The organism is Roseicyclus sp. (assembly GCF_965662675.1).
GTDB lineage: Bacteria > Pseudomonadota > Alphaproteobacteria > Rhodobacterales > Rhodobacteraceae > Roseicyclus.
In genome coordinates this window covers 1-12,126 of sequence record NZ_CBFIIK010000008.1, presented here as the reverse complement: position 1 = coordinate 12,126, position 12,126 = coordinate 1, and the positions used below count along the sequence as shown (strand labels likewise).

13 protein-coding genes and 1 riboswitch are annotated in these 12,126 nt (G+C 63.7%); of the genes, 10 read left to right on the top strand and 3 right to left on the bottom strand.

The features are described 5' to 3' along the window. Positions 1-87 precede the first annotated feature (87 nt). The 8 genes from ACTG4J_RS03090 to metK all read left to right on the top strand — a co-directional run bounded on the left by ACTG4J_RS03090 (position 88) and on the right by metK (position 7,805). The gene (locus tag ACTG4J_RS03090; RefSeq protein WP_439137040.1) at positions 88-660 is read left to right on the top strand and encodes an OmpA family protein; all 573 of its coding nucleotides are present in this window, start codon (positions 88-90) and stop codon (positions 658-660) included. Positions 661-673: 13 nt separating this feature from the next. Continuing rightward, positions 674-1,033, top strand: a complete 360-nt coding sequence (locus tag ACTG4J_RS03085) for a hypothetical protein (RefSeq protein ID WP_439137039.1) — start codon at positions 674-676, stop codon at positions 1,031-1,033. Positions 1,034-1,203: 170 nt separating this feature from the next. Continuing rightward, on the top strand, positions 1,204-2,217 hold the full coding sequence (locus ACTG4J_RS03080; protein WP_439137038.1) for a PhoH family protein: 1,014 nt from the start codon (positions 1,204-1,206) through the stop codon (positions 2,215-2,217). A gap of 6 nt (positions 2,218-2,223) precedes the next feature. Then, positions 2,224-3,516, top strand: a complete 1,293-nt coding sequence (locus ACTG4J_RS03075; RefSeq protein WP_439137036.1) for a flavin monoamine oxidase family protein — start codon at positions 2,224-2,226, stop codon at positions 3,514-3,516. Positions 3,517-3,566: 50 nt separating this feature from the next. Further along, positions 3,567-4,064, top strand: coding sequence for an rRNA maturation RNase YbeY (gene ybeY, locus ACTG4J_RS03070; protein ID WP_439137035.1), 498 nt, complete (start codon positions 3,567-3,569; stop codon positions 4,062-4,064). Between the two features lie 42 nt (positions 4,065-4,106). Further along, positions 4,107-5,006 (top strand): hemolysin family protein, encoded by a 900-nt coding sequence (locus ACTG4J_RS03065; RefSeq protein WP_439137034.1) that lies wholly within the window; start codon positions 4,107-4,109, stop codon positions 5,004-5,006. After that, positions 5,003-6,550, top strand: coding sequence for an apolipoprotein N-acyltransferase (gene lnt, locus ACTG4J_RS03060; RefSeq protein ID WP_439137033.1), 1,548 nt, complete (start codon positions 5,003-5,005; stop codon positions 6,548-6,550). Before ACTG4J_RS03065 ends, lnt begins: the two co-directional genes overlap by 4 nt. A 15-nt stretch (positions 6,551-6,565) precedes the next feature. Beyond that, a riboswitch (SAM-SAH riboswitch) is annotated at positions 6,566-6,613 on the top strand. Between the two features lie 10 nt (positions 6,614-6,623). Further along, complete coding sequence (gene metK, locus ACTG4J_RS03055) at positions 6,624-7,805, top strand: methionine adenosyltransferase (RefSeq protein WP_439137032.1); 1,182 nt, start codon at positions 6,624-6,626, stop codon at positions 7,803-7,805. Here metK and ACTG4J_RS03050 read toward each other — a convergent pair. Next, positions 7,789-8,979, bottom strand: a complete 1,191-nt coding sequence (locus ACTG4J_RS03050; protein ID WP_439137031.1) for a site-2 protease family protein — start codon at positions 8,977-8,979, stop codon at positions 7,789-7,791. The two genes, metK and ACTG4J_RS03050, sit on opposite strands and share 17 nt — an antisense overlap. A gap of 125 nt (positions 8,980-9,104) precedes the next feature. On the opposite strand from ACTG4J_RS03050, the gene trmB reads away from it, so the two are divergent. After that, positions 9,105-9,818, top strand: coding sequence for a tRNA (guanine(46)-N(7))-methyltransferase TrmB (gene trmB, locus ACTG4J_RS03045; protein WP_439137029.1), 714 nt, complete (start codon positions 9,105-9,107; stop codon positions 9,816-9,818). Here trmB and ACTG4J_RS03040 read toward each other — a convergent pair. Then, positions 9,815-10,246 (bottom strand): hypothetical protein, encoded by a 432-nt coding sequence (locus tag ACTG4J_RS03040; RefSeq protein WP_439137027.1) that lies wholly within the window; start codon positions 10,244-10,246, stop codon positions 9,815-9,817. The two genes, trmB and ACTG4J_RS03040, sit on opposite strands and share 4 nt — an antisense overlap. Before the next feature lie 108 nt (positions 10,247-10,354). On the opposite strand from ACTG4J_RS03040, the gene ACTG4J_RS03035 reads away from it, so the two are divergent. Continuing rightward, on the top strand, positions 10,355-10,954 hold the full coding sequence (locus ACTG4J_RS03035; protein ID WP_439137025.1) for a rhodanese-like domain-containing protein: 600 nt from the start codon (positions 10,355-10,357) through the stop codon (positions 10,952-10,954). Here the strand turns inward: ACTG4J_RS03035 and ACTG4J_RS03030 are convergent. Continuing rightward, the coding region (locus tag ACTG4J_RS03030) for a helicase-related protein (RefSeq protein WP_439137024.1) at positions 10,955-12,126 on the bottom strand (1,172 nt) is incomplete at its 5' end.

The window sequence follows — 12,126 nt, the reverse complement described above, 5'->3', positions numbered from 1 at the left end:
TTTGCGCATAATGTTTGTCTTTTGGCGTGGCGTTTTTGTATGCGATGGGCGCCGGTTGACGCGAAAACAACTGGGGGACTTGAGTTGATGACCAGATTGTCAGGCATTGCTGCGCGGCTATTGGGCGGTGCGGCGATTGTTGCAACCGCGCTTTGGATGGTGCCAAACCCCGTGCAGGCGCAAAATTCTGCCGCGGTCAGCGGGCGGGTACAACCCGGGCTGTGGATCGATCCAGATGGCTGCATGCATTGGGTCGCCGATGGCGGCGTCGAGGGTTACATGGAGGGCCGCGTCAATCCACATAACGGCATGCCGGTGTGTCTGGATGTGAATACCTGCGCAGTGGCCAATAGCGATGTGCTGTTTCATACCGACAGTGCGCGGCTGACCCATGCGGGCCGGGCGCATTTGGAACAATTCTTCCGCTCTGCCGGCGCCTTTGCCTATGCGATCTACGGCCATACCGATAGCCGCGCATCGGATGAATACAACATGCGCCTCAGCCAGCGTCGTGCAGCCTCGGTTGCCAATGTCGCACGCAGCGCGGGCGCACGCGTGGCCCGCGAGATCGGCTATGGCGAACGTCGGCCAGTCGCAGCGAACAACAGTGCCGCGAACATGCAAAAAAACCGCCGCGTTGAAATCGTGTGCTACCGGTAAGGGGATGAGGGTCATGAAAACCGTTCTGCAAACCTCGGCCTTGCTGGGCTGTGCCATTCTCGTCTCGGGCTGCGTCGAAAGCTTCGAGGGGACCACGCGCGCCACGGGCAACGCCCCCGTGCGCGCCGTTGCCGAAGATTTTGGCCGCGATGCCGGAAGTCTCAGCCGGTTGGAGGCGGGTATCTATATCGATCCCGATGGCTGCCATATCTGGATGATCGACGACGGCCTCGAAGGGTATTGGTCGCGCCGCCGCGATCCGGTTTCGGGCTTGCCTGTCTGCACTGCCGTCGCGCCGCCCAATTCGATCATCGGCAACATCACCTCGGGCAGCGATTTCCCAGACCGCGTGCCGCGTTCGGCGAACCGCTAAGCGCCGATTCGACGGGATTTGCGGGCACCTTCGCCATGGGAGGTGCCCGTTTTTCATGCGCCAAGCACCACAGGATAAAGAAAGTTTCATGACAGCGACCACAAGCTGTTGCGTTGCGTCCTCTGCATTGCCACAGTCAAGCTAGGCGCAACACCAAACCGGAGCGCAATTTGGCGATTACCCCTCTGGCGGCCCCCACCGATGGCACACCGGTCGAGCTTTCGATCGAGTTTCCCGATAACCGTCTGCTGATCGAGCTTTGCGGAGAATTCGATCGCAACCTTGCCCAGATCGAACATCTGCTTTCGGTGCATGTGTTGCATCGCGGCAACCAGCTTGCCGTTCTCGGCGATGCACGCGAGGCGGCGGCGGATGTGCTGAAGAAACTCTATGCCCGGCTCGAGTCGGGCCGCGCGGTCGAACCGGGTGATATCGACGCCGCGATCCGGTTGGGCGGCTCGGATGAAGGCACGGGCGTGCGCGCGGGCGACCAGATCGAGATGTTCCAACGCGGTGCATTGGAGATCGGCACCCGCAAGAAAACCGTCGAACCCCGAACCGCCGCGCAACAGGAATATGTGCGCAATCTTTTCGCACATGAACTGGCCTTCGGCATCGGCCCGGCAGGCACAGGAAAAACCTATCTTGCGGTGGCCGTTGGTGTGAACCAGCTCATCGGCGGCCTTGTCGACAAGATCATCCTCAGCCGCCCCGCGGTCGAGGCGGGCGAGCGTCTGGGCTTTTTGCCCGGCGACATGAAAGAAAAGGTCGATCCCTACATGCAGCCGCTCTACGACGCGCTGAATGATTTCCTGCCCGGCAAGCAATTGCAAAAGCTGATGGAAGAAAAGACGATCGAAATCGCGCCCTTGGCCTTCATGCGGGGGCGGACGCTGTCGAATGCCTATGTGGTTCTCGACGAGGCGCAAAACGCCACCGCGATGCAGATGAAGATGTTTTTGACCCGTCTGGGTCAAGGGTCGCGCATGGTGATCACCGGCGACCGGAGTCAGGTCGACCTGCCGCGCGGCGTGCCAAGCGGTCTGGCCGAGGCCGAGCGTATTCTTGGCGGGGTCAAGGGGATCACCTTCAACTACTTCACCTCCAAGGATGTCGTGCGTCATCCGATGGTCGCCAAGATCATCGAAGCCTATGACGCAGACGCGGGCGGCCAGCAGGGCTGACGCGCGATGCGGACCCGGCGGCGTTTTCTGGCCCAGTCATTGGCTGCGTCGGTCGCCGGTTTGGCCGCTCCGCGCCTTGCGGCGGCGCAAGCCGGGTACGATACGGATTTCATCATCATCGGGGCAGGTGCTGCTGGCATCGCGGCAGCGCAAATGCTGTCGGGTCTTGGCCATAGCATTGTGGTGCTGGAAGCGCGCGACCGGATCGGCGGTCGGGCATGGACATCGACCGAGGCGCTTGGCTTGCCGTGGGATCGGGGCGCGCAATGGCTGCACAACGGGCGCGATAACCCGCTTTTGTCACTGGCACGCCGCGCAGGCAGTGACCCGATCTGGAGCGATTTCGGGAATATGCAGGTCAGCGGCGACGATGGTGCGACCGAGGCGCTGTTCGCGGGGCTTGAAGCGCTTGATGCACGGATCGACCGCGCGGCGGCACGGGCGCAGGCCGATACCCGGTTTGATACGCTGATCACGGGCGAGCGATGGACGGATGCGGCGGTTTGGCTATCGGCGTTGTCGATCGGTGGCGACCCGGCCCAGATCGCACTCCGCGATGCCGCGATGATGGAAAGCGGTGCTGATGCGCTGGTATCGGGTGGGCCCGGCGGCTTGTTGCAGGCATTGGCCAGAGGCTTGCCGATCCGCACCGGCCATGTGGTGCGCGAGATCGATTTGCACGCTGCGGGACATGTCTCCGTCGCGGGGGAATTCGGGCGGCTGCGCGCGCGCGCTGTCTTGGTCACGATACCGCCCATGGTGCTGGCCAAAGCTGCGCTCCGGGTCATGCCCTCCTTGCCTTTGCCTCATCTGGCAGCCTTCGATGCGTTGGGGCCGGCCGATTTCGTGAAAGTCGGCCTGCGCATGAGCCGGGTTGTGCCGGAGCTTGCGGAATTCGCAGTCGATCCAGCGGCACTTGTGGCGGGACAAGGGGCGCTGTTGCATCTCGATCCGCGTGCGCCCTTGGCCTCGGTCCTGTTCGCGGGCGCATATGCGCATGCGTTGCAGGCCGAGGGGCCGGGCGCTTTGGCCGCCGCCGCGCAGGAAGTGTTGCGCCACCACACCGGGCAAGAGGCGATCGCGCATGATCATCATGACTGGCGTGCCGATCCGTTCAGCGGTGGCACTTGGGCCTTGTTGCGGCCCGGCGCTGCGACCGCGCGCCAAGATTATGTCACGCCGATCCAAGACCGGCTGTTTTTCACGGGTGAGGCGGCGCCGGGACCAATGGCCACCACGCTTGGCGGGGCTTGGGCCGCGGGCAGGGCCGCCGCCCGCGCGATGGATGCGGCTGGATGATCGTCGGAGCGTGTTGACCGCATCCGCGCGCCAGTGCATGGGCTGGATCCATGGAGATAGATATCCTTTTCGACGATCCCGCTTGGGAGGCGACAGCCATCGAACCGCTTGCGGCGGCGGCCTTTCGTGCCACCTTCGCAGCCCTCGATTTGCCGGCTGACCGCTTCATCATTTCGCTTTTGGCCTGCGATGATGCGCGTATCGCCATGCTGAACGGCGAATTTCGCGGAAAAGCCGCGGCCACCAATGTCTTGTCATGGCCTGCCGAGGATCGCGCAGCCGACAGGGCGGGGGATATGCCGCATCTGCCTGCGCCCGTTGTCCAAGACCCGCCGGTCGAACTTGGCGATATCGCGATTGCCCTTGGTGTGGTGACCCGCGAGGCTTTGGAGGCCGAGAAGTCTTTTGACCACCATCTGAGCCATTTGCTGGTGCATGGCTTGCTCCACCTGTTGGGTTTTGATCACATTAACGACGCTGATGCCGCCCTAATGGAAGGTTTGGAGACACGCATCCTTGCCAGACTGGGTATCGCTGACCCATATTGATGATGCGGGCCACGTTGGGTTCGTGCCGTCTGGAAAGGAGCCATGAGCTCAAACCCCGATCCCTCGTCTCCCGCAGCGCATCGCGCGCAGGAAGAGGATGAAGACCCGCAGCCGCAAAAGCAGGGTTTTTTCGCCAGATTATTCGGCACCGGCGAAGACGCCGCAGCTGATGTTTCCAACACCGATCATCACCCTGAGGCGGGTGGCGCGAACGGAACGGCAGGGCCGCAATTCGGCATGTCAAACCTGCGCCGTATGCGTGTCGAGGATGTGATGATCCCGCGTGCCGAGGTCGTTTCGATTTCCTGCGAGGAAGAGCTGCCGGCTTTGGTCAAGGTGTTCCGCGACAGCGGTATGACCCGCCTCCCGGTGTACGAAGGCACACTTGATAGCCCCTTGGGCCTTGTGCATCTCAAGGATGTGGCGCTGCGTTTCGGCTTCAACGGCAAGCAAGCTGGCTTTTCGCTGCGCACCATGCTGCGGCCGCTTTTGTTCGTGCCGCCCTCCATGCCCATCGGCGTCCTTCTGGCCAAGATGCAGACCGAGCGCACCCATATGGCGCTGGTCATCGACGAATACGGCGGTGTCGAGGGACTGTTGACGATCGAGGATCTGATCGAACAGGTCATCGGTGAGATCGAAGACGAGCATGACGTCGAAGAGGCCCAGCCTTGGACGCGCGAGGCCTCTGGCGCATGGCTGGCGCTTGCGCGCGCGCCGCTCGAGGATTTCGAGGCAGAGATCGGCATCGCGCTCTCTGAGGTCGATGACGAGGAAGAGGTCGACACCTTGGGCGGCCTTGTGTTCTTGCTGTCGGGCCGCGTGCCCGCGCGTGGGGAAGTGGTACCGCACCCCTCGGGGGTGGAGTTCGAGGTGATCGATGCCGATCCGCGCCGGATCAAGCGCTTGCGGGTACGCCTTCCGAAAGAGGCCGCTGAGTGACAAAACCCGTGGCGGCGACGGTCCCTGACGGCGGGGCGTCGTCCGTCGCGCGGCTTGGGCTGTGTGTTCTGGCCGGGGCAAGCGCGGGTCTGGGACATGCGCCTTTCGACTTGTGGCTGGTGACATTGATCGCCTTTGCGGTGCTGTTGCGCTTGGTTGTCACCGCACCCAGCCTGCGGCGCGCGGCAGTATTGCTGTGGCTGGGCGGTGCTTCCTATTTCGCGGTCTCGCTCAACTGGTTGGTCGAACCCTTCATGGTCGACGCGGCGGCGACCGGATGGATGGCGCCCTTCGCCTTGGGGGCGATGGCGGGTGGTTTGGCCCTGTTATGGGTGCCTGCGGCATGGATCGCGCTGCGCTTTATCATGCCTGCGGCCATGGGGGCGCGGCTTGCAGCGATGGTCGGCCTGTTGGTTCTGGCCGAGATGGCGCGCGCGGTCATCTTGACTGGCTTTCCATGGGCGCATCCGGGTCACGTGCTGATCGGCGCGCCGCTTTTGGCCCTGGCCGGGATCGCGGGTGCGCATGGTCTGACGCTGATCGTTTTGGCCCTTGCTGGGGGTATGGCCTATCTTGGCCCGGCGCGCCCTCTGCCAGCCATTTTGGTGCTGGTGGTGCCATTGATCGGAGCGATCTGGATTGACGCGGCGCGGCCGGCTGCATCGCCCCCGGCTCGGGACGCACCCATCATCCGCTTGGTTCAACCCAATGCGCCGCAACATTTGAAATGGCGCGAGGACATGATCCCGGTGTTTTTCGAGCGCGCCCTCGACCTGAGCGCGCAAGCCGGCGCGGCCCCCGTCGATCTGATTATCTGGCCGGAAACCTCCCTGCCGGTGTTGCTGGAGGACTCGGGCATCGCGCGTATGCGCATCGCCGCTGCTGCCGATGGCGCGATGACGCTTGTCGGTGCGCAGAGGTTTCAGGGGTTTCAACCGCGAAACAGCTTGGCCTTGTTGGATGGTCTGGGTGCCGTGGACGCAGTCTATGACAAGCATCGGCTTGTGCCATTCGGTGAATATATGCCGGGCGGTATGGTCGCGAACGCGCTTGGCTTGCGTGGCTTGGCCGAGCGATTGGATGGCGGCTATGTGCCGGGTGCGGGGCCCGCTCTGATGCCGCTGGGTGCAAGGCTTGGCCAAGTCTTTCCGATGATCTGCTACGAGGCGATCTTTGCCCGTGATCTGGCGCAAACGGCGCGCCCCGATTGGATGGTTCAGGTCACGAACGATGCATGGTTCGGCAGCTTTTCCGGCCCCTACCAGCATCTGGCCCTTGCCCGGCTGCGCGCGGCCGAACAGCGCTTGCCGCTCTTGCGCGCGGCCAATACCGGCGTTTCGGCGGTGATCGATGCGCGCGGGGCGATTGTCGCGATGCTGCCCCTGAACATGGCCGGTGCCTTGGATGCGCCCTTGCCCGTGGCCTTGCCACCATCGATTTACGCAAGAATTGGCGATCCTCCGATATTCTTCCTCGTCCTTTTGGCAACATCCGCGATTTTGGCCCTGTCATGGCGAAAGCCGCCATTGCGCACCTGCGACTGAGCCCGTAAAGGGCGCTATGACCCACAACGGCTTCCTGGCGTGGGGACCTTTTTCAATGGAGCGCTTTCACACAATGGCCCGAGATAATTATTTGTTCACCTCCGAATCTGTTTCGGAGGGCCACCCCGACAAGGTCTGCGACCGCATTTCCGACGCTGTTCTTGATGCGTTTTTGGCCCAAGAGCCCGAGGCGCGCGTCGCTTGCGAAACCTTCGCCACCACTAACCGCGTCGTGATTGGCGGCGAGGTCGGCCTGTCGGATCAGGCGAAGCTTGCCGAGTATATGGGGCGCATCGACGAGATCGCGCGCGCCTGCATCCGCGATATCGGCTATGAGCAGGACAAGTTCCACCACGCGACTGTCGAGGTGACGAACCTTTTGCACGAACAATCCGCCCATATCGCGCAGGGCGTGAACGCCTCCGACAACAAGGATGAAGGCGCGGGCGACCAAGGGATCATGTTCGGTTATGCCGTCGATGAGACGCCCGAGTTGATGCCTGCGCCGATCCAATATGCCCATGCCATCCTCCGCCGCTTGGCCGAGGTGCGCAAATCCGGCCAAGAGCCGACGCTTGGCCCCGATGCCAAAAGCCAGCTCACGCTGCGCTACGAGGGTGGCAAGCCGGTCGAGGTGGCCTCGATCGTGCTGTCGACCCAGCATCTTGATGAGGCGATGACATCGGATGATGTGCGCGCGGTGGTTGAGCCGTATATCCGCGAGGTTCTGCCCGCGGGCTGGATCACGCCCGCGACGAATTGGTGGGTCAACCCGACGGGCAAATTCGTCATCGGCGGCCCCGATGGGGATGCGGGCCTGACGGGTCGCAAGATCATCGTCGACACCTATGGCGGGGCGGCACCGCATGGTGGCGGCGCCTTCTCGGGCAAAGACCCGACCAAGGTGGACCGTTCGGCCGCCTATGCCGCGCGCTATCTGGCCAAGAACGTGGTTGCATCGGGCCTTGCCCGGCGCTGCACCATTCAGCTGAGCTATGCCATCGGCGTGGCCGAACCGCTTTCGATCTATGCTGACACGCATGGCACGGGCGCGGTGGACGCCGCCCGGATCGAGGCCGCGATCCGCAAGGTGATGAGCCTGACGCCGCGCGGCATCCGCACCCATCTGGGGCTGAACAAGCCGATCTACCAGCGCACCGCGGCCTATGGCCATTTCGGCCGCGCCCCCGAGGCCGATGGCGGCTTCAGCTGGGAAAAGACCGATCTGGTCGAGGCGCTCAAGGCTGCTGTCTGAGCATCGGCTTTCGAACGGGCGGGGCGATGGCCTTGCCCGTTCGAACCGAATGGCTGACACCACCCAAGGCCTGCATCACGGCGATATGACCCAGTAGGTCACGCAGGCTCAGCACCCCGCAAACCACACCACGATCGACCACGATCAACTTGCGCCCCGGCCCTGCGATCAGCCGCGCCAGCGCGTCTTGCGCCGTCATCTGGGGTGAGATCACGCAGTCGGGATCGACCGGCGCCATCACGCTTGCCACATCGCGCTGGCCCCATTCCACGCGCGGAGTGGCTTGCACCATCCGCGTGTCGATCTGGCCGACAAGCTGGCCCTCCGCGATCACCGGCACAAAGCTGATAGCATGGGCGAGCATCACCTGTTCGACCAAAGCGTCAAGGCGCATGCCGGGGTGGGCCATATGCGGATTGGTCGTCATCAGATCGGCCACATGGCGCCCGCGCAAACCATCTTTCACCAAAAGCTGCTGATAGGCGCCGCGGCTAGCGGTCAGCACGAAAAAGCCGATCATCACCAGCCAGACCCCGCCGATCCCGCCCCCCGATATCGCCGAGAGAAGCCCAAGGCCCATCAGCCCGAAGGCCAACACCACCCCCGTGCCGCTGGCCTTGGCCGTCGCTGCCAATAGATCGCCCGAGCGATGCCACAGCCATGCGCGCAAGACGCGGCCCCCGTCGAGCGGAAAGGCGGGCAGCAGGTTGAACAGCGCCAGCATCAGGTTCACCGCCGCCAGATAGCCCACCAACACCGCAAGCACCCCGGTGTCGGGGAGGGCGGCGGCGATCAGCCCGGCGAGCAGCGCCAGCGCGCCGCTCATCGCCGGGCCGGCAATCGCGATCCAGAATTCCGAAGCGGCGCTTTTCGGCTCGTCGTTCAATTCCGCGACCCCGCCGAACAGGAACAGGGTGATCCCCCCGATCCCCAGCCCATAGCGCCGCGCGACAAGCGAATGGGCCAGTTCATGCAGGATCAGGCTGGCGAATAGCCCCAGCATCGCCACCACGCCCAAGGCCAGATGGCCCATCGGCGCCAAGCCGGGCAGGGTTTGGGGAAAATAGCCTGTCGTCAAGCTCCAGACGATCAGCCCGGCGATCAGGAACCAGCTGGCATCGATGCGGATCGGAAAGCCCAGCAGATCGAAAAGCTTGATGGATTGCCCGAACATGGCGCGGCCTCCATTGGCTGTGATTGACATAGATAATCATCCGCCGGGCAAAAGGAAGGGCAGGGGATTGAGACCGCCGCCCCAACGGGCTAGACCGCGGCGCTGTGACCGACCGAGGATGTGACTTGCCCAAGATCCACCACCCCGACCGCCCGCCGCGCAATTTCTACGGCCGCCGCCGTGGCAAGCATCTGCGCGACAGCCAAGAGGTCTATCTGCAAGAGGATCTCGACGCGCTCAGCCCCGGCGCGGTGGGTTGGGAAGAGAACCCCGGCCGCCATCCCCTCGATCTGGCGGCCATGTTCGTTGGGCGCGAGACATGGCTCGAGATTGGCTTTGGCGGGGGCGAGCATATGGTCCATCAAGCCGGGCTGAACCCCGACATCGGGATCATCGGCTGCGAGCCCTATATCAACGGCGTGGCGATGCTATTGGGCAAGATCCGCCGTGCAGGCGTGGATAACCTCAAGGTCTATCCCGGCGATGTGCGCGACATGTTCGATGTGCTGCCACCCGCCTCGGTCGCGCGGGCGTTTTTGCTTTATCCCGACCCTTGGCCCAAGGCGCGCCATCATCGCCGCCGTTTCGTGACGCCCGAGCATCTTGAACCCCTTGCCCGGGTGCTGAAACCCGGCGCGATCTTTCGCGTGGCGACCGATATTCCCGACTATGTCCGGCAGACCTTGGAACAGGTGCCGCGCCATGGTTTCGACTGGTTGGCCGAAGGCGCCGATGATTGGCGCAACCCGTGGGGTGATTGGATCTCGACCCGCTACGAGCAAAAGGCCCTGCGCGAGGGGCGCGTGCCGCATTACCTGACCTTTCGGCGCGCGGGCTAGGACAGCGGCAGCGGTGTGCAGTCCTCGAATGCTGCGACCGCGGGTGCGGCCCCGGCCAGCGAGACCGTCTTGCTGACCGGCCCGGCGAAGAGCGTCGCGGTGTCATTGCCGCGCATGCCCGCCAACAGATTGCCGAACCCCTGATCGGTGACCGTGATGGCGCGCCCGTCCTCTGAGCGGATATGGCGATCTGTGGTGATGGTTAGCCCATCTTGGCCCAGAAAGGTGATCCCGAAAATCGCCGCCTCGGGCCAAGGATCGCTGCGGCGCGCGGTGATGGTATAGACCGGACCGTTCGGGTCATGGGTCAGCACCACATCGCCGGTGGCATCGCTGAGGGTGCAGAGTGCGCCTGCGCGACCTGCCTCCCACGCGGTGGCGGGCAGGGGGGCAAGAATCGTCAAGATCGGCAGGATCATGCGCAGCATCATCCGCAAAATGGCACGCAATACGCGTTTGGCAAGGCTGCGACCAACCGCAGGTTGACTGTTGGCGCTTGCTGCTTGACCCTAGGGACGAAGTCTAGGGAGGTTATGATGAAAAATCTGGTATTCGTTCTGGGCCTGATCGCCCTTCCGTTGTCGGCTGCCGCCGATCCCGTCGGCCTGACGCCTGATATGTTTTCGGCCAGCGTGCCGACGCCCTCGGGCATGGTCGAGGTCACGCGTAACCAAGACAATGCCGCCCGGTTGGAGGGTGATTGGACGCTGACCTCCCGGCCTTGCCCGAATTTCTGCATCCAACCGATGGTGCCTGCGCCCGGTGTCACGCCCATCGGCGAGCTGGAGGTGATCGCGGCGCTGCAAGACCCGGACACGCTGGTGCTGGATGGCCGCATCCGCCCCGAATTCGAGGCGGGCACCATCCCCGGCGCGGTCTCGGTCCCCTATACCGAGGCGGCGGACCGTTTGGGCGAATTGGGCTGCGAACCCGATTTCGATGGCTGGATATGCGAGGGTGATTTGAAAAAGGTCGTCCTGTTCTGCAACGGCCCGTGGTGCGGACAATCCCCCACCGCCGCGCGCCGGATGATCGAGGCGGGCTTTCCAGCCGAGAACATCAGCTATTACCGGGGCGGTATGCAGAACTGGCAGGGCCTTGGCCTGACCGTGGTGCCGGGCGGCGCGGGGGGGTGATTAACGGCGCGGTCGCGCCTTTCCGCCCCTTTGCCCCGGCCGCCCTGCGGTTGATCGGCCTTTCATCTTGACCGCCTCTTCCACCGCGTCCTCGACCACGGATTGGCGGGCAAGCGGATCGTCTGCCACGGCAAGCTCCACTGCTTCCAATCGCTTAACCTCGTCGCGCAGGCGGGCGGCTTCTTCGAACTCCAAGTTCTCGGCCGCCTTGCGCATCTTGGCACGCAGCCCGTCGAGATGGGCCGCCAGATTGGCCCCTACCATCGGCTTGTCGATCTTGGCGGTGACGCGCGCCATATCTGTATCGCCTTTGTAAAGCCCTGCCAGAACATCCTCGACGTTCTTTTTCACCGTGGCGGGCGTTATCCCATGCGCCTCGTTATGAGCGATCTGTTTGGCGCGTCTGCGATCGGTTTCGCGTAGCGCCCGCTCCATCGAGCCGGTGATGCGGTCGGCATACATGATCACGCGCCCCTCGGCGTTGCGCGCGGCGCGTCCGATGGTCTGGATCAACGAGGTCTCGGAGCGCAAGAACCCCTCCTTGTCAGCGTCCAGAATGGCCACCAGCCCGCATTCGGGAATGTCGAGACCTTCGCGCAACAGGTTGATGCCGATCAGCACATCAAAGGCCCCCAGCCGCAGGTCGCGCAGGATCTCGATCCGTTCGATCGTGTCGATGTCGGAATGCATGTAGCGCACGCGGATGCCCTGTTCATGCAGGTATTCGGTCAGATCCTCGGCCATGCGCTTGGTCAACGTCGTGACCAGCACCCGCATGTCGCGTGCCGCGACGCGGCGGATCTCGTCGAGCAGATCGTCGACCTGCATCGTGACCGGCCGGATTTCCACGACCGGATCCAAAAGGCCCGTGGGGCGGATCACCTGTTCGGTGAAGACGCCGCCGGCCTGTTCCAGTTCCCACGCGCTTGGCGTGGCAGAAACGAATACGGATTGGGGGCGCATCGCGTCCCATTCCTCGAATTTGAGGGGGCGGTTATCCATGCAGGACGGCAGCCGGAAGCCGTGTTCGGCCAGCGTGAACTTGCGCCGGTAGTCGCCGCGATACATGCCGCCGATTTGTGGTACGCTCACATGGCTTTCGTCGGCGAACACGATAGCGTTGTCGGGAATGAACTCGAACAGGGTAGGGGGCGGCTCGCCCGGTGCCCGCC

What these genes read in the sequence shown, in the direction of transcription:
- ACTG4J_RS03090 (WP_439137040.1), top strand. Translation starts at nt 88, where the DNA reads ATGACCAGATTGTCAGGCATTGCTGCGCGGCTATTGGGCGGTGCGGCG.
- ACTG4J_RS03085 (WP_439137039.1), top strand. Translation starts at nt 674, where the DNA reads ATGAAAACCGTTCTGCAAACCTCGGCCTTGCTGGGCTGTGCCATTCTC.
- ACTG4J_RS03075 (WP_439137036.1), top strand. Translation starts at nt 2,224, where the DNA reads ATGCGGACCCGGCGGCGTTTTCTGGCCCAGTCATTGGCTGCGTCGGTC.
- ybeY (WP_439137035.1), top strand. Translation starts at nt 3,567, where the DNA reads ATGGAGATAGATATCCTTTTCGACGATCCCGCTTGGGAGGCGACAGCC.
- ACTG4J_RS03065 (WP_439137034.1), top strand. Translation starts at nt 4,107, where the DNA reads ATGAGCTCAAACCCCGATCCCTCGTCTCCCGCAGCGCATCGCGCGCAG.
- metK (WP_439137032.1), top strand. Translation starts at nt 6,624, where the DNA reads ATGGCCCGAGATAATTATTTGTTCACCTCCGAATCTGTTTCGGAGGGC.
- ACTG4J_RS03050 (WP_439137031.1), bottom strand. Translation starts at nt 8,979, where the DNA reads ATGTTCGGGCAATCCATCAAGCTTTTCGATCTGCTGGGCTTTCCGATC.
- ACTG4J_RS03040 (WP_439137027.1), bottom strand. Translation starts at nt 10,246, where the DNA reads ATGCTGCGCATGATCCTGCCGATCTTGACGATTCTTGCCCCCCTGCCC.
- ACTG4J_RS03035 (WP_439137025.1), top strand. Translation starts at nt 10,355, where the DNA reads ATGAAAAATCTGGTATTCGTTCTGGGCCTGATCGCCCTTCCGTTGTCG.